This window comes from Streptomyces fradiae ATCC 10745 = DSM 40063, assembly GCF_008704425.1.
GTDB lineage: Bacteria > Actinomycetota > Actinomycetes > Streptomycetales > Streptomycetaceae > Streptomyces > Streptomyces fradiae.
This window is the reverse complement of the sequence record NZ_CP023696.1, coordinates 4,342,048-4,365,693: the sequence shown is the minus strand read 5'-3', so window position 1 is coordinate 4,365,693 and position 23,646 is coordinate 4,342,048. Positions and strand designations below refer to the sequence as shown.

General features: G+C 75.6%; 22 protein-coding genes. 11 read left to right on the top strand and 11 right to left on the bottom strand.

The genetic code is table 11. The features are described 5' to 3' along the window. The 3 genes from CP974_RS19650 to ilvA all read right to left on the bottom strand — a co-directional run bounded on the left by CP974_RS19650 (position 1) and on the right by ilvA (position 3,638). Positions 1-870: an ABC transporter permease gene (locus CP974_RS19650; protein WP_031130535.1), complete on the bottom strand. Its 870-nt coding sequence runs from the start codon at positions 868-870 to the stop codon at positions 1-3. Continuing rightward, positions 867-1,973 (bottom strand): ATP-binding cassette domain-containing protein, encoded by a 1,107-nt coding sequence (locus CP974_RS19645; protein WP_078915528.1) that lies wholly within the window; start codon positions 1,971-1,973, stop codon positions 867-869. Before CP974_RS19645 ends, CP974_RS19650 begins: the two co-directional genes overlap by 4 nt. Before the next feature lie 432 nt (positions 1,974-2,405). Continuing rightward, positions 2,406-3,638 carry a threonine ammonia-lyase gene (ilvA, locus tag CP974_RS19640; RefSeq protein ID WP_031132247.1) on the bottom strand — a complete coding sequence of 411 codons (1,233 nt, stop codon included), beginning with the start codon at positions 3,636-3,638 and terminating at the stop codon, positions 2,406-2,408. 122 nt (positions 3,639-3,760) lie between these two features. Here ilvA and CP974_RS19635 point away from each other — a divergent pair, with 122 nt between their 5' ends. The 3 genes from CP974_RS19635 to CP974_RS19625 all read left to right on the top strand — a co-directional run bounded on the left by CP974_RS19635 (position 3,761) and on the right by CP974_RS19625 (position 5,344). Next, on the top strand, positions 3,761-4,276 hold the full coding sequence (locus CP974_RS19635; protein WP_031132246.1) for a MarR family winged helix-turn-helix transcriptional regulator: 516 nt from the start codon (positions 3,761-3,763) through the stop codon (positions 4,274-4,276). Between the two features lie 245 nt (positions 4,277-4,521). Beyond that, a complete protein-coding gene (locus CP974_RS19630) occupies positions 4,522-5,073 on the top strand; it encodes a sigma factor-like helix-turn-helix DNA-binding protein (RefSeq protein ID WP_031132245.1) in 552 nt (183 codons plus the stop codon). 13 nt (positions 5,074-5,086) lie between these two features. Beyond that, on the top strand, positions 5,087-5,344 hold the full coding sequence (locus CP974_RS19625; protein WP_031132244.1) for a hypothetical protein: 258 nt from the start codon (positions 5,087-5,089) through the stop codon (positions 5,342-5,344). 37 nt (positions 5,345-5,381) lie between these two features. Here CP974_RS19625 and CP974_RS19620 read toward each other — a convergent pair whose 3' ends face one another. Further along, the gene (locus tag CP974_RS19620) at positions 5,382-6,536 is read right to left on the bottom strand and encodes a cystathionine gamma-synthase (RefSeq protein ID WP_031132243.1); all 1,155 of its coding nucleotides are present in this window, start codon (positions 6,534-6,536) and stop codon (positions 5,382-5,384) included. Positions 6,537-6,831: 295 nt separating this feature from the next. On the opposite strand from CP974_RS19620, the gene CP974_RS19615 reads away from it, so the two are divergent. The 7 genes from CP974_RS19615 (at position 6,832) to CP974_RS19585 (ending at position 14,359) form a co-directional block, all read left to right on the top strand. Beyond that, entirely contained in the window at positions 6,832-7,938 is a 1,107-nt protein-coding gene (locus CP974_RS19615; RefSeq protein ID WP_031132242.1) for a hypothetical protein, read from the top strand. Positions 7,939-8,207: 269 nt separating this feature from the next. Further along, on the top strand, positions 8,208-9,797 hold the full coding sequence (locus CP974_RS19610) for a M48 family metalloprotease (RefSeq protein ID WP_031132241.1): 1,590 nt from the start codon (positions 8,208-8,210) through the stop codon (positions 9,795-9,797). Positions 9,798-9,902: 105 nt separating this feature from the next. Next, complete coding sequence (locus CP974_RS19605; protein WP_051839491.1) at positions 9,903-11,078, top strand: hypothetical protein; 1,176 nt, start codon at positions 9,903-9,905, stop codon at positions 11,076-11,078. Next, positions 11,075-12,157, top strand: coding sequence for a hypothetical protein (locus CP974_RS30735; protein ID WP_051839488.1), 1,083 nt, complete (start codon positions 11,075-11,077; stop codon positions 12,155-12,157). The genes CP974_RS19605 and CP974_RS30735 overlap by 4 nt, the downstream gene beginning before the upstream one ends. A 61-nt stretch (positions 12,158-12,218) precedes the next feature. Beyond that, entirely contained in the window at positions 12,219-12,896 is a 678-nt protein-coding gene (gene msrA, locus CP974_RS19595; protein WP_031132238.1) for a peptide-methionine (S)-S-oxide reductase MsrA, read from the top strand. Positions 12,897-13,454: 558 nt separating this feature from the next. Beyond that, positions 13,455-13,874, top strand: coding sequence for a hypothetical protein (locus CP974_RS19590; RefSeq protein ID WP_150485834.1), 420 nt, complete (start codon positions 13,455-13,457; stop codon positions 13,872-13,874). Positions 13,875-13,966: 92 nt separating this feature from the next. Continuing rightward, on the top strand, positions 13,967-14,359 hold the full coding sequence (locus tag CP974_RS19585; RefSeq protein WP_031132236.1) for a hypothetical protein: 393 nt from the start codon (positions 13,967-13,969) through the stop codon (positions 14,357-14,359). A 216-nt stretch (positions 14,360-14,575) separates the two neighbouring features. Here the strand turns inward: CP974_RS19585 and CP974_RS19580 are convergent, their stop codons facing one another. Then, complete coding sequence (locus tag CP974_RS19580; protein WP_031132235.1) at positions 14,576-15,847, bottom strand: L,D-transpeptidase; 1,272 nt, start codon at positions 15,845-15,847, stop codon at positions 14,576-14,578. Positions 15,848-16,123: 276 nt separating this feature from the next. Further along, positions 16,124-16,492, bottom strand: a complete 369-nt coding sequence (locus CP974_RS19575; RefSeq protein WP_162887745.1) for a hypothetical protein — start codon at positions 16,490-16,492, stop codon at positions 16,124-16,126. A gap of 106 nt (positions 16,493-16,598) precedes the next feature. Here CP974_RS19575 and CP974_RS19570 point away from each other — a divergent pair, with 106 nt between their 5' ends. Further along, complete coding sequence (locus CP974_RS19570) at positions 16,599-16,937, top strand: hypothetical protein (protein ID WP_031132233.1); 339 nt, start codon at positions 16,599-16,601, stop codon at positions 16,935-16,937. A 144-nt stretch (positions 16,938-17,081) separates the two neighbouring features. Here CP974_RS19570 and hutH read toward each other — a convergent pair whose 3' ends face one another. The 5 genes from hutH to CP974_RS19535 form a co-directional block, all read right to left on the bottom strand. Continuing rightward, the gene (gene hutH / locus CP974_RS19565) at positions 17,082-18,623 is read right to left on the bottom strand and encodes a histidine ammonia-lyase (protein ID WP_031132232.1); all 1,542 of its coding nucleotides are present in this window, start codon (positions 18,621-18,623) and stop codon (positions 17,082-17,084) included. Between the two features lie 145 nt (positions 18,624-18,768). After that, a complete protein-coding gene (locus CP974_RS30370; protein ID WP_223844463.1) occupies positions 18,769-20,142 on the bottom strand; it encodes a GGDEF domain-containing protein in 1,374 nt (457 codons plus the stop codon). Positions 20,143-20,245: 103 nt separating this feature from the next. Beyond that, complete coding sequence (locus tag CP974_RS19545; RefSeq protein WP_051840084.1) at positions 20,246-21,079, bottom strand: enoyl-CoA hydratase/isomerase family protein; 834 nt, start codon at positions 21,077-21,079, stop codon at positions 20,246-20,248. 36 nt (positions 21,080-21,115) lie between these two features. Continuing rightward, positions 21,116-22,255 (bottom strand): adenylate/guanylate cyclase domain-containing protein, encoded by a 1,140-nt coding sequence (locus tag CP974_RS19540; protein WP_031136690.1) that lies wholly within the window; start codon positions 22,253-22,255, stop codon positions 21,116-21,118. Positions 22,256-22,703: 448 nt separating this feature from the next. Continuing rightward, positions 22,704-23,567, bottom strand: a complete 864-nt coding sequence (locus tag CP974_RS19535; RefSeq protein WP_031133954.1) for a biotin--[acetyl-CoA-carboxylase] ligase — start codon at positions 23,565-23,567, stop codon at positions 22,704-22,706. Positions 23,568-23,646 lie beyond the last annotated feature (79 nt).

Genomic DNA, 23,646 nt, shown 5'->3' with positions numbered 1-23,646 from the left:
TCAGGAGGCCGCGCGGTACTTGCGGACGGCCAGCGTGCGGAAGACCACGACGATCAGCACCGACCACAGGAGCGACGCGGCCACGGGGTGCTGCATGGGCCACGCCTCCGACGCCCCGACCCCGGGGTTCCCGAACAGCACCCTGCACGCCTGGACCGTCGCGCTGAACGGGTTCCACTCGGCGACGGGCTGCAGCCACGGAGCCATCTGGCTGGAGTCCACGAAGGCGTTCGACACGAAGGTGACGGGGAAGAGCCAGATGATGCCGCCCGAGGTCGCCGCCTCCGGGGTGCGCACGGACAGGCCGATGAGCGCGCCGATCCAGGTGAAGGCGTAGCCGAGGAGCAGCAGCAGGGCGAAGCCGGCCAGGACCCTCGCCGCGTTGGTGGGCTCGGCGGAGCCGGGGCGCCAGCCGACGAGCAGCGCGACGAGCGCGAGGACGAGCAGGGTGATCGACGTCTGCACGAGGTCGGCGACGGTGCGGCCGGTCAGGACGGCACCCCGTGCCATGGGCAGTGAGCGGAAGCGGTCGATGATCCCCTTCTGCATGTCGTCGGCGATGCCCGCGGCCGAGCCGGCCGTGGCGAAGGTGACCGTCTGGGCGAAGATGCCGGCCATCAGGAAGTTGGTGTAGACGTCCGGGTCGGTGGTGCCGGCGACCGTCAGCGAGCCGCCGAAGACGTAGGTGAAGAGCACCACGAACATGACCGGCTGGATGACGTTGAAGAGGATCATCTCGGGGATGCGCGTCATCCGGATCAGGTTGCGCCGGGCGACCACGAGGGAGTCGGAGAGCGACCGGGCGACGCCGCCGCGCGGGCGGGGCGCGGCGGGGCGCGCGGTGTCGGTGGCGGTGGCGGCGGTCGTCACTGCGTGGGCTCCTTCCGGGTGCCGGTGGCCGGGGTGCCGGTGTCGTCGGGCCGGGCGGGGGTGTGGGGGCGGTCGGGGCTGGGGGGATGGTCGGGGCCGTGGGAGTGGTCGGGGCGGTCAGGGTCGTCAGGGCGGTCCGGGTCGTCGGCGTTCTCACGGTTCTCGGCGGCGTGGCCGGTGAGCGAGATGAACACGTCGTCGAGGGTGGGGCGGCGCAGTGCGATGTCGTCGATCTCCACGCCGCGCGCGTCGAGCTCCCGGATCACCTCGACGAGCAGCCTGGCGCCTCCGCTGACGGGCGCGGTGACCCCGCGCGTGTGCTCGTCCACGGTGACGGTGCCGCCCCGGCCGAACCCGGCGAGCACCGCGCGGGCGGCGGGGAGGTCGCCGGGCGCGTGCACGACGACCTCGACGCGCTCGCCGCCCGTGCGGGCCTTGAGCTGGTCGGCGGTGCCCCGCGCGATGACCCGGCCGTGGTCCACGACGCAGATCTCGTGGGCCAGGTGGTCGGCCTCCTCCAGGTACTGGGTGGTGAGCAGCAGGGTCGTACCGCCCGCGACGAGTTCCTGGATGACCTCCCACAGGGCCTGGCGGTTGCGCGGGTCGAGGCCGGTCGTCGGCTCGTCCATGAACATGACGGGCGGGGAGACGACGAGCGCGGCGGCGAGGTCGAGGCGGCGGCGCATGCCTCCCGAGTACGTCTTGGCGGGCCGGTCGGCGGCGTCGGCGAGGCCGAAGCGCTCCAGCAGCTCCGCCGCGCGGGCCTTCGCCGCCTTGCCGGTCATCTGGTAGAGCTGGCCGACCATCCGGAGGTTCTCGCGGCCGGTCAGGTACTCGTCGACGGCGGCGAACTGGCCGGAGAGGCCGATGGAGCGGCGCACCTCGTCGGGGTGCTTGAGGACGTCCACCCCCGCGACGACGGCCCGGCCGCTGTCCGGGCGCGAGAGCGTGGTGAGCACGCGCACCGCGGTGGTCTTCCCCGCGCCGTTCGGCCCGAGGAGCCCGAGGACGGTGCCCTCGGGGACGTCGAGGTCCACGCCGTCCAGAGCTCGTACGTCGCCGTAGGTCTTCACCAGACCCTCGGCGTGAATGGCGCCTGGCATGTGATGACTCCCGCCGGGTCGGGGCACTGTGGGTGATGCCGGTCCTCCCCAGCTTAGGAAGGCGTCGGCCCGGCGGCCCGGTGAGCGCGGCGCGGGGCGGGACGGTCAGCTCGGGGCGGGGCGGACGGTGGGCCCGTGGTGCGGCGGACTGTCGGCGCGGGACGGGGCGGATGGTGGGCGCGGGGCGGGGCGGGCGGTGGGCGTACGGCGGGGCGGACGGTGGCCGTGCGGCGGGGCGGGCGGTGGGCGCGGAGTGCGGCGGACGGTCGGCGGGCGTACGGCGGGGCGGACGGTGGGCGCGGCGTGCGGCGCGGCGCGTGGCGGGCGGTGCGGCGGGCGGCGCCGGGTGGGGCGTACGGCGGGCGCGGCGCGCGGAGGGCGTGCGGCCGGGGGCTCCGCCGGGGCCGGCCCCGGCCACCCGCGCCCGCCCGGTCAGTCGCCGAGGATCGTGTGGCCCGCCTCCTGGAGGGCGTGCCGCACCTCGGCGCAGTGCTCGGCGCCCTTCGTCTCCAGGTGGAGCTCCACCTCCACCTCCGTCAGGCCCAGGCGCGGATCGGTCCGGACGTGGCCGACGTCCAGGACGTTGGCGTCCACCACCGTCAGCACGCCCAGCAGGTTCGCCAGCGCGCCCGGCCGGTCGGGCAGGCGCAGCCGCAGGCTGAGGTAGCGCCCCGCCGCGGCCATGCCGTGGCGCAGCACCCGCTGGAGCACCAGCGGGTCGATGTTGCCGCCCGACAGCACGGCGACGACCGGGCCCTCGAACGCCTCGGGGTCCGACAGGAGCGCCGCGACCGGGCTCGCGCCCGCCGGTTCGACCACCAGCTTGGCCCGCTCCAGGCAGAGCAGCAGCGCCGACGACAGGGCGTCCTCCGAGACCGTGCGGACCTCGTCCACGACCTCCTGGACGAGCCCGAACGGCACGTCCCCCGGCCGTCCGACCACGATCCCGTCCGCCATGGTGGGCCCGCAGTCCACCGCCACCGGCCGCCCCGCCGCCAGCGAGGGCGGGTACGCGGCGGCCGAGCGGGCCTGCACGCCGACCACCCTCACGTCGGGCCGCAGCGCCTTCACCGCGACGCCGATGCCCGCCGCGAGGCCGCCGCCGCCCATGCCGACGACGACCGTGCGGACCTCGGGGCACTGCTCCAGGATCTCCAGGCCGACCGTGCCCTGCCCGGCGATGACGTCCGGGTGGTCGAAGGGGTGGATGAACACCGCGCCCGTGTCGCGGGCGTAGTCCTGCGCGGCCGCGAGGGACTCGTCGACCACGTGGCCGCGCAGCCGCACGTCGGCCCCGTACTCGCGGGTCGCGGCGACCTTCGGCAGCGGGGCGCCGACCGGCATGAACACCGTCGACCGCACGCCCAGCAGGGACGACGCCAGCGCCACGCCCTGCGCGTGGTTGCCGGCCGACGCGGCGACCACCCCGGCAGCCCGCTCCTCGGGGCGCAGCCCGGCGATCCGCACGTACGCGCCGCGCAGCTTGAACGAACCGGTCCGCTGGAGGTTCTCGCACTTGAGGTGGACGGGAGCGCCGACCAGCCGCGACAGGTGCCTGCTGCCCTCCAGCGCGGTCGTCCGCGCGACCCCGGAGAGCATCTTCTGGGCGCCCCTCACGTCGTCGAGCATGACGTGCCGGGAGGGGCGGGCGGTGCGGAAGCTCATGGCGCCAGTCTCGCAGCTCCCGGAGTACGGCATCTCCTTCGCGCAGCGCCGGTACGTACGGGCTGCACTCCGCGTACTCTGTCCCCCACCGAAACGACCGCCGCACGAGAGAGCCCCCAGCCATGCCCACTTCCCAGGACATGACGACTGATCTCGACACCGGCCTCCTCGATGCCCTCCAGCACCAGGTGGCCGTCTTCGCCCGGCGGGCCGAGCAGACCCGCCTCGGTGGGACGGGTCAGCTCCGCAACTCGATGGACCGCGCCGCCTATCTGCTGCTCAACCGGCTCGACCAGGAGGGCCCGATGGGGGTGAAGGCGCTGGCGGCCGGGATGGGCATCGACTCCTCCACGGTCACCCGGCAGGTCGCGCCGCTCGTCGACACCGGCCTGGTGAAGCGGACGTCGCACCCCGAGGACGGCCGCGCGGTCGTCCTCCAGCTCTCGCCGCGCGGCCAGGCCCGCCTGGAGGAGGTGCGCAGTTCCCGCCGCGACCTGATGGCGACGGTGACGGAGGGCTGGACGGCCGACGAGCGGGAGGCGTTCTGCACGCTGCTCACGCGCTTCAACTCGGCCCTGTCGGTCCGGCAGGGCCGCGTCCAGCCCGCGGCGCCGCGCGAGCCCTCCGACCCGGCCTGACACCGGCCTGACACCGGCCTGGCACCGGCCGGTCGTCCGGCCGCGACCCGGCCGCCTGACCGGTCGGCCGTCCGGTCGCCGGTCGGCCGCCCGGCGCCGGGTCCCGTACGCCGGGCGTCGACCGCGTACCGCCCGGACCGCCCGGACCTGGGCGTGCCGTACGCCCGGCCTCGGAGACGGGGCGCCCGCACACCGCCGGTGCGCGGGCCCTTGACGGCCGGTGCCGGGCGGTCTGTGATGAGGGCGTGGCCGCGGACGACTCAGGGTTCGGCGCCTTCGTGGCGGGGACGGCGGGCCGGCTGCTGCACGTCGCGACGCTCCTGACGAGCGAGCCCGTCCAGCCGCCCGGCGCCAACCCGCACGCCCTGCGGCTGCTGACGGCCGCGCTCGGCACGACGTACGCCCACTGGGACCGGCTGCGCGGCGGCGACCCGTACGGCGACGACCCGTACGTGTACGCCCGCCGGGATCTGGCCGAGCGGTTCGCGCGCGAGGCGCGGCGGTACCGGCGGGGGCGCGGCGGGCCGCTGTCCCGGCTGGCCCCGCGCGAGCGGCTCGCGGTGGTGCTGCGGCTCCACGAGGGGCTGTACGAGGAGCAGGCCGCCGCGCTGATGGGCCTGTCCGCGGAGCGGGTCCGGGAGCTGTTCCTGCGCGGGGTGGGCGCCCTGCGCAGCGCGCCCGCTCCCGCGCGCCCGCACCCCGCGCCGGACGCCGGGTCCCGGTCCGCTGCGGGCTCCGGGGCGGCCGGGCGCGCCGGGGCGGACGGGACGGCCGGGGCGGACGGGGTGGCGGGGTGAGCGGGGTGGCGGGGTGAGCGGGGCGCGGGACCGCAAGGAGCGGGAGGTGGCCCGGCTGCTGGCCGCGGCCGCCCGGCCGCCCGTCCCGCCGGACCTGCGGGCGCGCGCCGAGGCGTACGGCAGGCGGATGAGGCGCCGGGAGCGGCGGCGGCGCTGGGCGCTGTGGGTCCTGGCGGGCTGCGCCGCCGTGGCGTTCGCGGCCTGGGCGTACACCGCGCAGCCGTGGGCGGCGCCGCCCATGGGGACGACGCCGCCGCTGGAGCCGTGGTGACGCGGCGCCCCCGGACGGGGGGCCGCCGCCCCGCGGGTCAGCCCAGGGCCTGGCGCAGGTCGGCGAGGAGGTCCTCGACGTTCTCGATGCCGACGGAGAGCCGCACCAGGTCGGCCGGGACCTCCAGCGCGGAGCCGGCCGCGCTGGCGTGGGTCATGCGGCCCGGGTGCTCGATCAGCGACTCGACGCCGCCCAGCGACTCGCCGAGCGTGAACAGCTTCGCCCGGTCGCACACGGCGACGGCCGCCTCCTCGCCGCCCGCGACGCGGAACGACACCATGCCGCCGTAGCCCCGCATCTGCTTCGCGGCGACCTCGTGGCCGGGGTGCTCCGGGAGCCCCGGGTACAGGACCTGCGTCACCTCGGGGTGCTCCACCAGCATCCGCGCGACGCGCTCGGCGTTGGCGCAGTGCCGGTCCATGCGGACGGCCAGGGTCTTGATGCCCCGCAGCACGATCCACGAGTCGAACGGGCCGGCGACGGCGCCCATGGCGTTCTGGTGGTAGGCCAGCTCCTCGCCGAGCGCCTCGTCGGCCGTGACGAGCGCGCCGCCCACGACGTCGGAGTGGCCGCCCATGTACTTGGTGAGCGAGTGCACGACGACGTCGGCGCCGAGCGCCAGCGGCTGCTGGAGGTACGGCGAGGCGAAGGTGTTGTCCACGACGAGCTTCACCCCGGCCGTGCGGGCCACGTCCGCGAGGGCCGCGATGTCGGTGATGCCGAGCAGCGGGTTGGACGGCGTCTCGACCCAGATCGCCTTGGTGCGGTCGGTCAGCGCGTCCCGCACCGCCGCCGGGTCGGAGGTGTCGGCGACCGACCACTCGACGCCCCAGCGGGAGGCGACCTTCGCGAACAGCCGGAACGTGCCGCCGTACGCGTCGTTCGGGATCACCACGTGGTCGCCGGGGACGAGCAGCGCGCGCAGCAGGCAGTCCTCGGCGGCGAGCCCCGACGCGAACGCCAGGCCGCGGCGGCCGCCCTCCAGAGCGGCGAGGTTCTCCTCCAGCGCCGTCCGGGTCGGGTTGGCGCTGCGGCTGTACTCGTAGCCGCCGCGCAGGCCGCCCACCCCGTCCTGCTTGTACGTGGACACCTGGTAGATGGGCGGGACGACCGCGCCGGTCAGCGGGTCGGCGGTGTTGCCGGCGTGGATGGCGCGGGTCTCGAAGTTCTGGTGGATGTGCTCGTCGCTCATGGAGCGAGCGTAGTGCGGCCGCGCCGCGCACCGCGCCCGGAGCCATGGCCGCCCCCGGCACCGGCGGGGTGCGCAGGAGCGCCCGGACGCCGGCGGGGTGCGCGGGGGCGCCCCGGCGCGGTGGGGCGGCGCCCCGGCACGGCACGGGGCGGCGTGTGCCGGGGGGGACGCGACCCGGCACGGTACGGGGCGGCGTGCGCGGGGCGGACGCGGCGCCGGGGCCCGGCGGGTCCGCGGGCGCCCCGGTGGGCCGGCGCCTCCGGGTGCGGCGGCCGTCCGGGACAATGGGCGCATGGTGGAGATTCTCTGGTTCCTGTTGGCAGTCGGCCTGATCGCCGCGGTCGCCGCGCCCTGGCTGCTGCGCCGCCGCTCCGGCGGGATCCGCCTGACCGAGCCGGGCGCGCCCGACGCGGCCGACCCGCTCGCGTACGGCTTCGTGCGGCAGGAACTGCTGGACGTCCGCATGCCGGGCCCCGACCAGGACCTGGTGGACGTGCTCGACGTGGTGCAGCGCACCCAGGACTGGCGGGCCGCGTCCCAGCTGCTGGCCGGCACCCCCAAGGAGGGCGAGGTGCGCTGGCAGCGGGTGCAGGCGTTCGCGGGCGCCGCGTCGCTGGAGCTCGCGCAGCGCCCCGGCGAGGGCGGGGCGTGGCTGCGGGCGTGGCGGGCCGAGGCGCCGAAGGACGCGGGCGGCGCGGCCGTGCACGCGGAGTTCCTGGTGCAGCAGGCGTGGCGTACGGCGGCGGTGGGCACGGACGAGTTCCGCATCATCCTGGAGGAGGCCCGGACGGTGTGCGGGGAGGCCGCGCTGCTGGCGCCGGGCGACCCCGTGCCGTACATCGTGGAGCTGGCCGTCGCGCGGGGCCTGGGCTACACCCACGAGCAGTTCGACCAGGTGTGGGCGAAGGTCATCGACCGCAGCCCGCAGCACATGGGGGCGCACATCGCGGCGCTGCACTACTGGTGCGAGAAGTGGCACGGCTCCCGCGCGGACGCCGACCGGTTCGCCCAGTCCGCCGCCGCGCGCGCCCCGCAGGGCTCGCTGCTGGCCGCGCTGCCGCTGTTCGCGGTGTGGGAGCACGTGGACGACCTGACGATGGTCCGGGACTTCTACGGCACGCAGGTCGTGTCGCGGGCGATGGAGGGCGCGCTGTACGCGGTGCACTCGGCCCGTCCGGACGACCCGATGCTGGCGCACGTACGCCATCTGCTGATCCACTTCCTGGTGGGCGCGCAGCGCTGGAGCGAGGCCATGCACCAGATCGTGCACGTCGACGGGCACGTGGGCGCGCTGCCGTGGACCGTGAGCGAGGACCCGGCGGCCCAGTACGCGCTGTACCGGGCGCTGGCGGTGGCCGGGTACGAGGCGAACGGCGGCAGCCCGGCGACGCTGCCGCACTGACGGACGGACGGGCGGGGCCCGGCGGACGGGCGGACGGCCCGACGGACGGGCGGACGGCCCGACGGACGGACGGGCGGCCCGACGGACGGACGGGCGGCCCGTCGGACGGACGGGCGGCCCGGCGGACGGGCGGGCGGCCCGGTGAACGGGCGGCCCGCGCGTCCCACCGCATAGAACACGGTTGCGATCCGCCCCGCCGGCAGGTGATACTCCGCTTCCCCCCACGTCCCTTTGTCATGCCTCTTTCCACCCGTGGGGGGACCTGCCCGATGGGCGCTTCCGTGCGCGCGCTGCGCGCCCTGCTCCTGCTCTCCGGTTTCTACCTGCTCGGCATCGCCCTGCTCGCCGTCCTCGCGGGCCTCGACTGGGCCGCGGCGCTCTGGGCGCCCAGCAGCCTCGCCCTGAAGGTGTACGTCGTGAGCGCCCTGCTCGCCGTGCCGGTCGTACGGGGCATGTTCATGCTGCGCACCCCGAAGGGCGAGGCCGCGCACGGCGTCCCCGTCACCGGGGAGCAGGAGCCCCGCCTGTGGCAGGAGGTGCGGGAGCTGGCCCGGCAGGTCGGCACCCGCGCGCCCGACGAGATCCGGCTGACCGGCGACGTGAACGCGGCCGTCGCCGAGGAGGCCCGGCTGCTCGGCCTCCTCGGCGGCACCCGCCGCCTCTACCTGGGCCTGCCGCTGATGGCCGGGCTGACCGAGGCACAGCTGCGCGCCGTCCTCGCCCACGAGATGGGCCACTACGGCAACTCCGACACCCGCCTGTCCGCGATCACCGTCCGGGGCCGCGTCCAGGTCGCCCGCACCATCGCCGACTTCGAGGAGCGGGCCGGCGGCAAGGTCGCCAAGGAGCGGGAGCGCCAGGAGAGGAAGAACGCGAAGAAGGTGGCCAAGGGCGGGAAGGCCAAGGAGGTCGACACGACCGGCGCCGGCCTCACCTACCGGGCCATGGCGCGGCTGTACCGGGCGTACGGCCACTTCTACCTGCGCGCCACGCTCGCCGGCTCGCGCCGCCAGGAGCTGGCCGCCGACCTGGCCGCCGCGCGCATCGCGGGCCGTGACGCGACGGCGTCGGCGCTGCGCGAGCTCCCCGCCCTGGACTCCGCCCACCGCTTCTACCTGGACTGCTACGCCACCCTCGGCGTCGACGCGGGTCTGCTGCCGCCGCCCGGCGAGGTGGTCGGCGGCTTCCGCCACCTGCTCGCCGCACGCACCGGGGAGCTGGCCGAGCTGCGCCGCGACCTGCCGGACGAGCCCTCGTCCCCGTACGACTCGCATCCGCCGATCGCCGAGCGCGTCGCCCGCCTGGAGGCCCTGCCCGACGACGGCAGGGCGTCCGAGCCCGCGACGCCCGCGCTGGGGCTGCTGTCCGACCCCGGCACGGCGATGGTCGCCGTCGAGCGGACGACGCTCACCCCGCAGGCGCTGCGGATGCGCCGCGTGGACTGGCCTGAGCTGGTGCACACCGCGATGACCGGGCACTCCGCGCGGGAGGCCGAGCCGCTGCGGCGCGCCACCGCCGCGGTGGCCGGCGGCGACGGCTCGCTGGACGCCCTGCTGAACGCGCTCGACCTGGGCGTCGGCTGGGAGATCGCGGACCGGCTGCCCAAGTCCGAGGAGGCCGGTGCGGCGAAGGGCCGCGTGGCCCGCGAGTTCGCCCGCCCGGTGCTGCGCCGGGGCCTGGCGCGGATGGTCGCGGGCGAGCTGGCCGACCGCGGCAGCGCCCGCTGGGAGCTGTCCTGGTCGCGGCCCGCGTCGCTGCGCATGCCGCCGGGTCTCGAGGACGAGCTGCCGGCCGCCCTCGACGCGGCGGTCGCCGACCGCCCCGACACGGCCCCGCTGCGCCGGCTGCTGGCGGCCTGACGGCCGCCCCCACCCGCCCGCTCACCCCACCCACCATCCCCGAGCCCCCCAAGCCCCCCAAGCCCCCAAGCCCCCCAAGCCCCCCGAGCCCCCGAGGCACCACACGTGAAGATCCTGCTCTGGGTCGTCCTGACCCCCGTCGCCCTCCTCGTCCTGGTGGCCGGCGTCTACTTCCTCAAGGCGATCATCGAGGGCGCCGTCGAAGGCTGGCGCTCCGACCCCGGCGCCGAGGAGGCCGCCGCGAAGGCCGCCGAGCGCGTCGCCGCCCTCGGCCTGCTGGCCCCCGAGCGGCAGCACACCAAGCTGTCCGCGCCGCAGCCGCAGGCGCTGACCGTCGCCCTCGCCGCCGCCCGCGCGGGCGACTGGGAGCCGTCCGCGGCCCTCCTGGACGGGACGGCCGCCGCCCGCGACTGGGAGCGGCGCACCGCGTACGTGGAGAAGCTGGCCGACGTCGCCGCCGAGGACGACGCCTGGCTGGCGGCCTGGGAGGCGGCCCGCCCCGACGATCCGGGCGCGGCGCTCGTACGGGCCCGCGGCTCGGTGTTCCTGGCGTGGAAGGTGCGCGGGGCGAAGCGCGCCCAGTACACGTCCTCGGAGCAGTTCGAGGGCTTCCACCGCACGCTGGCCCGCACCCGCCACGAGCACGCGCGGGCGGCTGAGCTGGCGGTGCCGGGCGACCCGTCGCCGTACGTGGGCGAGATCTGGACGGCGATCGGCCTGGGCTACCCGCACGAGGAGATGCACCGCATCTGGCGGGACATCACCAGCCGCGACCCGCACCACTACGAGGCGCACTTCTCGGCGCTCCAGTACTGGTGCGGCAAGTGGCGCGGCTCCGAGGAGCTGGCGCGGGCCTTCGCGGTGAAGGCGGCGGCCGCGGCGCCTCCGGGCACGCTGATGAAGGTGTTCCCGCTGATCGCGCACTTCGAGCACGACGACTCGGACTCGGCGGACGTGGACCGCACCCCGGAGATGTACGCGGCCGTGGACGCCGCGCTCGCCGACGCGGCCGCCGCCGACCCGGACCACCCGCGCCTCGCGGAGGTGCGGCACCTGCTCGCGTACTACCTGTACCTCCAGGAGCGGTGGGAGCCGGCGCTGGAGCAGTTCCGGCTGGTCGACGGGTACGTGGACGCGCTGCCGTGGCGGTACCGGGGCGATCCGGCCGGCGAGTTCTGCCGGATGCGCGACGAGTCGGCCGTGAACGCCGCGGAGGCCGCCGCGTCCGGGCGGTCCGGCGGCGCCGGGGACGCCGCCGGTGCCGGGGAGGTGCCCGCGTGAGCCTGGAACTCGTACGGATCCTGGTGATCACCGGCGCCGTCGCCGTGTCCGTCGCCGCGTACCGGCGGTTCAACGGCGCGGCGCCCTCGCGGGGCGAGGCCGGGGCGGAGCGGGAGGCCCAGGCGCTGGGCCTGCTGCCCGCGGCACGGCAGAACACGATGCTGGCCGCCCCGGACCCCGGGCTGGAGCGGGCGCTGGCCGCCGCCGCGCGGGGCGACTGGCAGCCGGCGGCCCGGCTGATGGCCGCGACGCGGGAGGGCCGCGACTGGTCGCGCCGCTCCCGGTACGCGGGCTTCCTCGGCGAGGCCGCCGCCGAGGGCGACGGGGCGTGGCTGGAGGCGTGGGAGGCGGCCCTCCCGGACGACCCGGACGCGGCCGTGGTGCGGGCCTCGTCGACGGTCTGCCTGGCATGGCTGATGCGCGGCGGAGACTGGGCGAAGAACACGTCGGCGGAGCGGTTCGCGGGCTTCTTCGAGGTGCTGCCGCGGTCGCGGGACCAGGTCGCGCGGGCCGCGGAGCTGGCCCCGGAGGACCCCACGCCGTACATCGTCGAGATCAGCACGGCGCTCGGCCTGAACTACCCGCACAAGAAGATGCACCGGATCTGGAAGGAGATCACCGACCGGGCCCCGCACCACCCCGGCGCGCACCGCTCGGCGCTCCAGTACTGGTGCGCCAAGTGGCACGGCTCCGAGGAGCTGGCGGTGCGGTTCGCGCGGGTGGCGGCGGATTCCGCGCCGCCGGGCACGCTGCTGCGGACGCTGCCGCTGCTGGCCTGGTGGGAGCACCGCGGTCGCGAGGGGAAGGCGCGCGACTACCGGGCGCCGGAGCTGGTGGCGCTGGTGGACGCGGCGCTCGCGGACGCGGCGGCGGCCCCGCCGGACCACCCGGACCTGCCGGGGACGCGGCACCTGCTGGCGTACTTCCTGGCCCGGCAGGGCCGCTTCGACGCGGCGCTGGAGCAGTTCCGTCTGGTGGACGGATACGTGGGCGCGTGGCCGTGGGCCGACTACACGGACCCGGTCGCGTACTACTGCCGCTGGCGGGACAAGGCGGTGCGCGGGGCGCGCGGGCGCTGAGGAATCCCGGAGGGGGCGGCGGACGTTGTGCCTGGGAGCCCCCTTCCGGAGGAGACCCGCCATGTTCCTGTACCGCCGCACGCCGGAGATGCCCACGCCCGAGCAGGCGCTGAAGGGCCGCCCGGAGCCGGAGTTCACCGTCCCGGACCGCCACACCGTCCTCGGCACGCCCCTGCTCGGCCCGTACCCGGAGGGCCTGGAGGTGGCCGACTTCGGCCTGGGCTGCTTCTGGGGCGCGGAGCGGACGTTCTGGCGGACGCCCGGCGTGTGGACGACGCTCGTCGGCTACCAGGGCGGCTCCACGCCGAACCCGTCGTACGAGGAGGTCTGCTCCGGCCTGACCGGCCACACGGAGGTCGTGCGCGTCGTGTACGACCCGGCGAAGGTGACGTACGAGGAGCTGCTGAAGGTCTTCTGGGAGGCCCACGACCCCACGCAGGGGTACCGCCAGGGCAACGACGTGGGCACCCAGTACCGCTCGGCGGTCTTCACCCACTCCCCCGCCCAGGCTGCGGCGGCCGAGTCCTCCCGCGAGGCGTACCAGCGGGTCCTGACCGCCTCCGGGTACGGCACGATCACCACCGAACTGCGCCCGGCGGCCGACCTGCCCTTCCACCCGGCGGAGCCGTACCACCAGCAGTACCTGGACAAGAACCCGGCCGGCTACTGCGGCATCGGCGGCACGGGCGTCTCCTGCCCGGTGGGGGTGGCGCGGGCCGATGGTGTCCGCCCGGCATGACGCCCCGTCCCAGGCGAACCGGGGCCGCTCCCGCCTGACCGGCATCGCCCCGGTCGACGACTGGTCCGGCCGCCTCCTCGTGATGCCCCCGGCCCGCGCTCTCGCGGGCCGGGGGCGTCGTCGTCTCACCGGTGAGCCGGCGAAGGTACGGCCGACGGTCGCGGTGCTCCGGGCAGTGCCGGAGCCCGAGCCGCTGGGTGTGGTGCACGGGGCGGGGACTCCCGGCGGGGCGGGCCACAGCCCGGCGGACCCGCTCACGGCCGCCGGATGCGCGGCTGGGCCCGCCTCGACGTCAGGCCCTGGCACCGCCAGGAACACCGGCGGAGCCCTGCGGCCAGACGGAGCACAGTCGAGATGCGGCCGGTCTCACGCACCTCGACGATCACGCTGAAGGGCGGATCGCGGGGCACTGTGCCAGCCGAGCGCTCCGCCGAGTCATGCGTCGAGGAAAGAGGAATCCATGACGGCAGCGACGGAGACTCCCACTCGTGAGAAGGCCGAGGGGGCCAAGAGGAGTTCGGCGAGGAATCCGCCTTCGGCCCGCTTCTGATGGCAGCCTTGCTGTCCCGGCGTGAGGAGCGCGGCGAGGAACCGATCATCGAGCACCCCCTCCTCCTGGCGGCGCTCGCGCGCCGCCGCGGGGAGGGCGGCGAGGGGTCGCTCATCGAGCACCCCCTCCTGCTCGCGGCGCTCATGCGCCGCCGCGGGGAGGAGCGCGGCGAGGAGTCCATCATCGAACACCCCCTCCTCCTGGCAGCGCTCATGCGCCGCCGCCGCGAGGAGCGCGGCGAGGAGTCGCTCATCGAGCACCCGCTCCTGCTCGCGGCGCTCATGCGCCGCCGCGGGGAGGAACGCGGCGAGGAGTCCATCATCGAACACCCCCTCCTCCTGGCAGCGCTCATGCGCCGCCGCCGCGAGGAGCGCGGCGAGCCGCTGATCCAGCACCCCCTCCTCCTCGCGGCGCTCATGCGCCGCTGACGGCAGGCAGCGACACTCTGCCCCCCGGTTCCGGCGGTCGCCGGCATCGGGGGGCAGGCCCCGTACGGCAACCGAAGACCTGAGGAAACACAATGGCAGCTGAGTCCGGCGACAAATCGGAACGGGATCCCCTGGAGGTTTTCGTCGACGAGATCTTCGAGGAGATCGTGCGCGATGCCGGCATCCCCCCTGCCGGCAACGGCGCCAAGCACAGGAAGGACCCACTGGCGGGAGCCCTGATGGAAGCGGCCGTGGCGTTCCTTTCCCAGCCGCCTTCCCGCTCCACGGAACTGGAACGGGTCCTGCTCGCGCAGACCCTGGCGACCGCGCTGGCGGAATCCCTCGCACCGACGCTGGCAGATGTGCTGGCCTCGGAGATCATGAAGGTGCTGAACCAGCACGCGGCCTCCCAGAGTGGGGGCGGTCACGAGACCGTCGGCGGCTCCGGCCGCGGCCCCCGCTCTTCCGGTCGGGGCGAGCGATAGCGTCCCCGTGACGCTCACCGCCGAGTCGGCGCAGCGGCTTCGCGGTGCGCCGCTCGGCGGGCGTGTGAGACGTGAGGCGCGCGATCCGGACCCGCCCGGTCGGGGCGGCACCCGCAGAGGGGTGACCGTCGCCGCGGCGGCCTGGGGCCACCCACGGGAAAGGCGGCGGTGCCCCCTCTCGGGGCGCCGCCGCCTTCCCGTGCCGGGCCGGGTGGGTCAGAGGGCCGAGCCGGCCTTCCAGTCGGCCCAGCTCATGTTCCAGCCGTTGAGGCCGTTGTCCGGGGCGATCGTCTTGTCCTTGGAGTTCTTGACGATCACCACGTCGCCGATGAGCGAGTTGTCGTAGAACCAGGCGCCCGGCTGCTTCGGGTCGCCCGCGCCCTTGACGTCGTTGAGGCCGACGCAGCCGTGGCTGGTGTTGGCGTTGCCGAAGACGGAGTCGGCGCCCCAGTAGTTGCCGTGGATGAACGTCCCGGACGTGGAGAGCCGCATGGCGTGCGGGACGTCCTTGATGTCGTACTCGCCCTTGCCGTCGTCGTCGGTGAAGCCGACGGTGGCGCCGTTCATCCGGGTCTCCTTGAACTTCTCGGAGATCACCATCTGGCCGTTGTAGGTCGGGGTCTCCGGGGAGCCGGCGGAGATCGGGATCGTCTTGACCGTCTTGCCGTTCCGCTCGATCTTCATCGTCTTGGTGGCGACGTCGACGGTCGAGACCTGGTTGCGGCCGATCTTGAAGGTGACGGTCTTCTGCTGGACACCGAAGACGCCGTCGGCGCCCTCCACCCCGTCGAGCTTCAGCTTCAGGGTGACGGTGGAGTTCTCGGTCCAGTACTGCTCGGGGCGGAAGTCGATGCGCTGGGAGTTGAACCAGTGCCCGACGACCTCCTGACCGCTGGACGAGGAGACCTCGATGCCCGCCTGGACGGCCTTCTTGTCGCTGATCGGCTTGTTGAAGTTGATCGACACCGGCATGCCGACGCCGACGGTGGAGCCGTCCTCGGGGGTGAAGTTTCCGATGAAGCTGTTCGCCTTGGAGACGGTGGTGAAGGACGAGTTCTCGTGGGCCTCGCGGCCCTCGGAGTCCTTCGCCGTCGCGGCGATCTTGTAGGTGGTCGCGCGCTCCAGCTGCTCGGTGGGCTGCCAGCTCTTGCCGTCCGCGGCGAGCTCGCCCTTGACCTGCGTGCCGTCGGGGGCCGTCATCGCGACCGAGGTGAGTGTGCCCTCGGCGACCGTGACCTTGGCGTCGTTGTTGATCGACGCGTTGATCGCGCCGTTCTTCGGGGAGATCGATATTCGGGCCTGGGAGGTCTTCTGCGCCGCCGCCTCGTCGACCTGGGCCTGTGAGCTGTTCGGACTCTCACTGCTGCCGCCGGCGGCGCCGGCCTCGTCACCGCTGTTGCAGCCCGTGAGTACCAGCACACCGCTGAGCAGTGCGGACGCGGCCACCAGGCCCCGCCGCTTACCGTCCGTCGTCACACGCTTCTCCATCGTCGCGGTTTCCCTGCCAACACTCGACAACACCCATATCACCCCTTCCGGTTCCAGATCGGCGCAGGGTGTGGGGAACACCACTGACCGACGCGCCGGTCCGGGCCCCGGTTCCCGGACGGAGGGGTGGCCCCGGCCACTCGTGCGCGGGTGCGCTGACGGGGCCGGAGCCTCGAGGGTGTCACATCTCCGGGGCGGACGTACCGGGCGTCCCGCCCCTCGTCTTCTTCCCCGCCCTCGCGGGACGAGTCGCCGGAGCCGGGGGTGTCGCCGGGGTCACAGGAGGCGCGCGCGAGCCCCGGTGCCGCCCTCCTCGTCCGCGTCCTCCTCGTCGAAGTCCTCCTCGTCGAGGTGCCAGGCGTCGACGTCCGGGTCGTAGGCGGACCGCTCGCTGCTCCAGGACGCCTGGACGAGCTCCACGCCGGGCACCTCGCCGACGAGCTGGAAGGGCTCGACGAGGTACGCCAGGGCTTCCGCTTCGTCCTCGCGGACGGCCGCCCGCGCGTGCGCGCGCTCCTCCTCCGGCATGAACTCGTCGTCCTTGATCCGTCGCAGAGCGGCGTCGGTCAGTTGGTCCCGCTCGGTCACCTCCAGCACCAGGTCCACCCGAAGTCGCACATACCGTGAGGTCTCAGAAGCGCTCATATGACGGAGCGTAAGGCGCTCACGGCCCCGGCTTTTCCACGACCCGCTGTGTTCACTAGCATCTGCGCAACACCCAATTCTCGATTCCGCAAGGGGATCTGAATCTGTGTCCGTCGCACGCCGACCCCTGCTGACCGCCACCGCCGCCGGTACGCTGCTCGGTGCCCTGTGGTTCGTCCCCTCGGCGAACGCCACCGGTGAGGAACCGGCCCCTCACCACCCCCGCCAGGACGTCTCGCGGCAGCTCGCCGCGGCGCCCGCCGGTGCCGCCGGCGCCACCGGCGGCCCGTCCTCCGAGGGCCGGGCCGGGCAGGAGCTCAGACTGGCCGACACGGGCGCCGGCGTGGAGACCGCCCCGTACGTGCTGGGTGGCTCGGCCTTCCTCGCCGTCGGCGTCGGCCTCGTGGCCTACGCGACCCGGCGCGGGGCGGGCGCGGTCCTCTGAGGCGCCGCGCGGGCCCGCCGGACGTCCACGCCGCGCGGGCCCGCCGGACGTCCACGCCGGGCGGACGCGGGCCCGCCGAAAGCCGCCGTACGCGGGGCGGGCGCCGTGACGCGCCCGCCCGCCGCGGTCACGCCGTCGGGCCGGTCACGCCAGTGGGCCGGTCACCCGCTCGACCGCCGCGACGACCCCGCCGTCCCGTACGAAGGCGTCCGCCGCCTCCAGCTCGGGGGCGAGGAACCGGTCCGGGCCGGGCCCGGCCACGCCCGCCGCGCGCAGCGCGTCGATGACCGCGCGGGAGGCGGGCGCCGGGGTGAGCCCGTGGCGCAGCTCGATGGCCCGCGTCGCCGCGTACAGCTCGACGGCGAGGACCCGGCGCAGGTTGCCGATCGCGGTGCGCAGCTTGCGCGCCGCGGACCAGCCCATGGACACGTGGTCCTCCTGCATGGCGGACGACGGGATGGAGTCGGCGGAGGCCGGGACGGCGAGCCGCTTCATCTCGCTGACCAGCGCGGCCTGCGTGTACTGGGCGATCATCAGCCCCGAGTCGACGCCGGCGTCGTCGGCGAGGAACGGCGGCAGGCCGTGGCTGCGGTTCTTGTCGAGGAGCCGGTCGGTGCGGCGCTCGGCGATGGAGGCGAGGTCGGCGGCGGCGACGGCGAGGAAGTCGAGGACGTACGCGACGGGGGCGCCGTGGAAGTTGCCGTTCGACTCCACGCGGCCGTCCGGCAGGACGACCGGGTTGTCGACGGCGGCGGCCAGCTCCCGCTCGGCGACCAGCCGGGCGTGCGCCATCGTGTCCCGGCCGGCGCCCGCGACCTGCGGGGCGCAGCGCACCGAGTAGGCGTCCTGCACGCGGGGGGCCTCGTCGGCCTGGAAGTGGCCGACCAGGCCGGAGCCCTCCAGGACGGCGAGCATGTTGGCGGCGGCGGCGCCCTGGCCCGGGTGCGGGCGGATGGCGTGCAGCTCGGGGCGGAGGACCTTGTCGGTGCCGAGCAGCGCCTCCAGGCTCAGCGCGGCGGTGACGTCGGCCGTCTTGTACAGCGTCTCCAGGTCGGCGAGGGCCATGACGAGCATGCCGAGCATGCCGTCGGTGCCGTTGAGGAGGGCCAGTCCCTCCTTCTCGCGCAGCTCGACGGGGGCGAGCCCGTGCGCGGCGAGCAGTTCGGCGGCGGGGCGGACCGTGCCGTCGGGGCCCTCGGCGTCGCCCTCGCCCATGAGCGCGAGCGCGCAGTGGGAGAGCGGCGCGAGGTCGCCGGAGCAGCCGAGGGAGCCGTACTCGTGGACGACGGGGGTGATGCCCGCGTTGAGGAGGTCCGCCATGGCCCGCGCCACCTGCGGGCGGACACCGGTGTGGCCGGAGGCGACGGTCTTCAGGCGCAGGAACATCAGGGCGCGCACGACCTCCCGCTCGACGCGCGGGCCCATGCCGGCGGCGTGCGAGCGGACGATGTTGCGCTGGAGCCGGGTGCGCAGCTCCTGGCCGATGTGCCGGGTGGCGAGCGCGCCGAAGCCGGTGGACACGCCGTACACCGGCTCGGGCTTGGCGGCGAGGGCGTCGACGGTCTCCCGGGCGCGGGCGAGGGCGTCGAGGGCCTCGGGGGAGAGCTCGACGCGGGCGCCGTCGCGGGCGACGGCGATGACGTCGGCGGCGGTGGTACCGGACGTCCCCACCACGACAGTGTGCATATCCATATTCAGCACCCTACGGATTGAATCGCAACGTGTCACTACCTCTCCCGGCGCTCCCTCCCCGCCTCGATGAGGCCCCGGCCCGCCGCGCGCCGCGACCACCCGCGCCCAGGCGCGGCGCCGCGCCTCCGCGCCGCCCGCCTCACCCTCCGGGGCGGGCGCCGCGGAACCGGCGGCGGTCGCGCGGCGCGGCGGGCGGCGCGTCCGCGAGCCGTACGACGGCCCCGTCCCGCCCGGCGACGACCGGCTTCGGGGAGCGGGCCGCCTTCGCCCGGTACTGCGCCGCGTCCGCCAGCCGGAACAGCCGCCGGGCCGAGCGCACCGGGCCGATCGGGTCGCCGGTCGACGCCACCCCGCAGGCGACGCCCTGCCCGAACTCCAGCTCGCCCGCCCGCACGCACAGCTCGTCCGCGACGGCGACCACCTCGTCCGCCTCCGGGCCGACCGCCACGAGGCAGAACTCGTCGCCGCCCAGCCGCGCCGCAAGCGCGCCCGGCAGCCGCGCCCCGGCGCACGACAGCACCGACCCGAACCGCTCCAGGAGCCGGTCGCCGACGGCGTGGCCGTGGGTGTCGTTGACGTCCTTGAGCCCGTTCAGGTCGCAGACGAGCAGGCTGACCACCGAGCCGTCGGCCAGGTGCCGCTCCACCGCCTCGTCGAGCCGCGCGTCGACGGCCCTGCGGTTGGCGAGCCCGGTCAGCGGGTCGGTGAAGGCGAGCTTGCGGACCTCCTCCAGGCGCTCGGTCTGGGCCAGCCCGGCGGCCACGACCGAGGCGAGGACGGTCGCGAAGTCGGCGTCGGCGCGGTCGAAGACGGGCGCCCCGGCGGGGCGGGCCACGTACAGCTCGCCCCAGGCCCGGCCGTGCAGCACGATCGGCGCGATGACGCAGCTGCCGCGCCCGCGCCGCCGCAGCGCGGCGACCCGCCACCACGACCCCGGACCCGTGCCCGGTCCCGGCCCTGCTCCTGACCGCGACGCCGACCCGGACCCGGACCCGGCCCCGGACCCCGACCCCGGCCGCGGCCCCGGCCCCGGCCCGGACCCCGACTCCGACCCTGGCACCGCCCCCGACTCCGGCTCCGTCCCCGACTCCGGCCCTGGCACCGCCCCCGACTCCGGCTCCGTCCCCGGCTCCGTCCCCGGAACCGTCCCCGGCCACGCACCCGGGTCCGCGGCCGGCCAGGCCGGGCCGCCGTCGGCCGTCTCGACCCAGGCGTCGGGCTCCCCGCCGCCCGCCCACCGCTCGTGCAGGAACTCGGTGATCTCCGAGAACCGGTGCACCGGGTACGCCTCCGCCTCGGGGAACTCCTCCTCCCCCGGCGCCCGCTGCCCGGCGTTGACCAGGACCCTCAGGCGCCCGAGGTCCCGCTCCCAGACCGAGAGCGCCGCGAACGTACCGCCGAGCGCCTGGCTCGCGCCCAGCGCGGCGGCCCGCCAGCACTCGCGCGGCGTGTGCGCCGCCGCCATCCCCTGCGCGAGCGCCACCACGGCCCGCAGCCGGACATCCTCACCCATTCCCTCAGCTTAGGGAGAGATCAGTATTTTTAACCCATGAACGGGAAATCTTTACGCCAGGTGGCCCCGGGGGCCCCACCGACCCCAGGACCCCTGTCGATGTCTACTCCCCCGGCCAGCGCGGCGCACGCTTCTCGTTGAACGCGGCCACGCCCTCCCGGCGGTCCCCGGAGAAGGCGACGGACCGCCACGCGGCGTCCTCCACCTCCAGACCGGCCCGCACGTCGAGCCCGTGCCCCAGGCGCAGGGCCCGCTTGGCGGCGCGCAGCCCGACCGGCGAGTTCGCCGCGATCCGCGCGCCCAGCTCCAGGGCGGCGCCGCGCGCGTCGTCCTCGACCAGCTCGTCGACGAGGCCCAGCCCCGCGGCCTCGGCGGCCGGCACCCGGCGGGCGGTGAAGACCAGCTCCGCGGCGCGGGCCGCCCCGACCCGGCGCGGGAGCAGCTGCGTACCGCCGCCGCCGGGGATGACCCCCACGGAGACCTCGGGCAGCCCGACGACGGCCGTCGCGTCGGCGACGATCAGGTCGCAGGCGAGCGCCAGCTCGAACCCGCCGCCCAGCGCGAAGCCGCGCACGGCCGCGATGGCCGGCATGGGCAGCTCCAGCACGCCCGTGTAGGCGGCGCGGGCGGTCGGCCGCTGGCGCATCAGGTCGGCGTCGGTGAAGGAGTTGCGCTCCTTCAGGTCGGCGCCGACGCAGAAGGCCCGGTCGTGGGAGCTGGTCAGGACGGTGACCCGCGCGGAGGGGTCGGCCGCCAGCGCGTCGCAGGCGGCGGCGATCGAGCGGGCCATCTCCGTGGAGACCGCGTTCATGGCCTTCGGCCGGTCGAGGACCAGCTCGGCCACGTACCCGTGCCGGCGCACGACGACGTGCTCGCCGTACCGCACCCCGTCCCGCTCCCGCTCCCCGTCCCGCTGCTCCGGCTGCTGCTCGGACATGGCGCCCACCCTCCCGGTTAACGACCGTTCATTCGTCTAACGGGGGATCTTAGGCTCCCGCCGCGAGAGCATCCAGGGCTCGATGACGCCGAGGCCCCGGACCGGCCGCTGCCACATGGGCTGGAGCGCGAAGCGGTACACCGGCGCGGTGGTGCCCTCCTTCTCCGCGCGGGCCGCCTCCTCCGCCGCCTGCGCCTCCGACGCGGGCGCCTCCCCCGTACGGGACAGCTCCTCGGCGAAGTCCCCGTCGACGAGGACGGTGTTCTTGGGCGCTATCGAGGTCAGCCGGCTCGCCAGGTTCACGGTCGTGCCGAACACGTCCCCCATGCGGGTGGTGACCGTGCCGAAGGCGATGCCGACGCGCAGCGCGGGCATCATGTCGTCCTGCTTCAGCGTCTCGATGAGCCGCAGCGAGATCTCGGCCGCCGTGCCCGCGTCGTCGGCGGCGAAGAGCACCTCGTCGCCGAGCGTCTTGATCAGCCGTCCGCCGTGCGCCGCGACCAGGTCGGCGCAGGTCGTCTCGAAGGTCTCGACCAGCTCGCCGAGCTCCTCCTCCTCCAGCCGCCTGGTCAGCCGGGTGAAGCCGACCAGGTCCGCGAAGCCGACGGCGAGCCGCCGGTCCACCATCTCCTCGTCGTCGCCGGCCTGCACCACGCGGCCGGTCGCCGCGGCGAGCTGCCGCCGCCACACGTACACCAGGAACTCCTGGAGCTCCGGCAGCAACAGCTCGACCAGCGGATACGTCACCTCGGTCCGGGTCATGCCGGGCTCGGGCGGCTCGGTCAGGCCCTCCAGGAAGGAGTCGATCTGCCACTCGGCGAGCCGCGCCGTCGTCTGCCCCGTGGACCGGGCCACCTGCACGGCCATCGGCTCGCTCAGCAGCCCCGCCTCCACCAGGCCGGCCAGCCGCCGCAGCGCCAGCACGTCGGCCTCGGTCAGCGCCTTGGCCTGGCCGATGTCCGCGAAGCCCATGGCCCGCCAGAAACGGGAGGCGAGGTCCATGGAGACGCCCGCCGTGCGGGCCGCCTGGAAGGGGGTGTAGCGCCGCTCGGCGCCGAGGATGAGCTGCTCCAGCCGGATGGCGAGGGGGTTGTCGGTCGGCTCCGCCGTGTGGTCGACGACATGGTGGGGGGTGGGGTACTCCGCGCCGCCCTCGTTGTGGTCGTCGACGGTCACCGGCCGCCTCCTGCCCGATCCGTACGCACTGCCCTGCCTGCCGTTCTGTCGCCGACCCGCATGTCGACCCCCTTGTCGACCACCTCGGCGCACGCCGGTCGGCGGGTCGCCTCAACGATACGGCAGGTGTGCCCTGGCTCACGTCCCGGCGGGCGAGCGCGTCCGGCCCACCACCCCGCCCGCCCCTGCCCGAGGGCCCACGGCCCGCCCCACCGCCCGCCCGCCGAGCCCGACCGGCCCGGTCCGCCCACCCGGCCGTACGGCCCACCGCCCCCGACCGGCCCGGTCCGCCGGCCCCACGGCCCCCGACCGCCCCGGTCCGGCGCCCCCGGCCCCATCCCGCCGCCCCCGGCCCCATCCCGCCGGACCCAGGCCGCCCGCCCCGGCCCGGTCCGCCGCCCCGGACGGACGACGCCCCGGACGGACGCCCCGCCGCCCCCGCCCCGGTTCAGTCCGCCGGCCTCAGGTGGACGATGTCGCCCGCGCCCACCGCCTCGCGCCCGCCCTCCGGGAGGGCCACCACCAGCCGCCCCTCGCCGTCGATCGCGGCGGCCCGGCCGGTCAGCGTCCGGTCGCCGGGCAGCTCCGCCCGCACGGCCCGGCCGAGCGTGGCGCAGCCCGCCGCGTAGGCGGCCTGGAGCCCGGAGGCGTCCGGGTCGCCGGAGGCGGCGGTCCACCTGCCGTACCACTCCTCCAGGGAGCGCAGCACGGCCCGCAGCAGCGGGTCGCGGTCGGTGCACACGGCGTCGGCGAGGGCGAGCGAACCGGCCGCCGGGACGGGCAGCTCGTCGGCGCGCAGGGTGACGTTGACGCCGACGCCCACGACGACCCCGTCGTCCCCGGCCCGCTCGGCGAGGATCCCGCCGGCCTTGCGCTCCTCGCCGCCGACGGTGACCAGCAGGTCGTTGGGCCACTTCAGCGCCGTGTCCACCCCGGCGGCGCGGGCCAGCCCGGTGGCGACGGCGACGCCGGTCAGCAGCGGCAGCCACGCCAGGCGCCGGGCCGGCACGTCGGGCTTGAGGAGTACGGAGAAGAACAGCCCGGAGCGGGCGGGCGCCGTCCAGGTCCGGCCGAGGCGGCCCCGCCCGGCGGTCTGCTCCTCCGCCACCAGCACGGCGCCCTCCGCGAGCGAGGCGGCGCGGGCGGCGAGGTCGGTGTTGGTGGAGCCGGTACCGGGCACGAGGTCGACGGAGGTCCACAGCGAGCCCGGCCGCAGCAGCGCCCGGCGCAGCGCGGGGGCGTTCAGCGGGGGCCGTTCCAGATCGCTCCAGCGGCTCGCGGGACCTGTTCCTGGACCATGGGAGGGCGTCATGCAACCCAGCCTAGGTGTGGCAAAGACCGCACTGCCGAAGGGCATCCCCGCCGATACGCTACGGGCCAGTAGCCAACGC

Coding starts and splice junctions, on each gene's coding strand:
- CP974_RS19645 (WP_078915528.1), bottom strand. CDS start 1,973: ATGCCAGGCGCCATTCACGCCGAGGGTCTGGTGAAGACCTACGGCGAC.
- ilvA (WP_031132247.1), bottom strand. CDS start 3,638: ATGAGCTTCCGCACCGCCCGCCCCTCCCGGCACGTCATGCTCGACGAC.
- CP974_RS19635 (WP_031132246.1), top strand. CDS start 3,761: ATGCCCACTTCCCAGGACATGACGACTGATCTCGACACCGGCCTCCTC.
- CP974_RS19620 (WP_031132243.1), bottom strand. CDS start 6,536: ATGAGCGACGAGCACATCCACCAGAACTTCGAGACCCGCGCCATCCAC.
- CP974_RS19610 (WP_031132241.1), top strand. CDS start 8,208: ATGGGCGCTTCCGTGCGCGCGCTGCGCGCCCTGCTCCTGCTCTCCGGT.
- msrA (WP_031132238.1), top strand. CDS start 12,219: ATGTTCCTGTACCGCCGCACGCCGGAGATGCCCACGCCCGAGCAGGCG.
- CP974_RS19585 (WP_031132236.1), top strand. CDS start 13,967: ATGGCAGCTGAGTCCGGCGACAAATCGGAACGGGATCCCCTGGAGGTT.
- CP974_RS19580 (WP_031132235.1), bottom strand. CDS start 15,847: ATGGAGAAGCGTGTGACGACGGACGGTAAGCGGCGGGGCCTGGTGGCC.
- CP974_RS19575 (WP_162887745.1), bottom strand. CDS start 16,492: ATGAGCGCTTCTGAGACCTCACGGTATGTGCGACTTCGGGTGGACCTG.
- hutH (WP_031132232.1), bottom strand. CDS start 18,623: ATGCACACTGTCGTGGTGGGGACGTCCGGTACCACCGCCGCCGACGTC.
- CP974_RS30370 (WP_223844463.1), bottom strand. CDS start 20,142: ATGGGTGAGGATGTCCGGCTGCGGGCCGTGGTGGCGCTCGCGCAGGGG.
- CP974_RS19545 (WP_051840084.1), bottom strand. CDS start 21,079: ATGTCCGAGCAGCAGCCGGAGCAGCGGGACGGGGAGCGGGAGCGGGAC.
- CP974_RS19535 (WP_031133954.1), bottom strand. CDS start 23,567: ATGACGCCCTCCCATGGTCCAGGAACAGGTCCCGCGAGCCGCTGGAGC.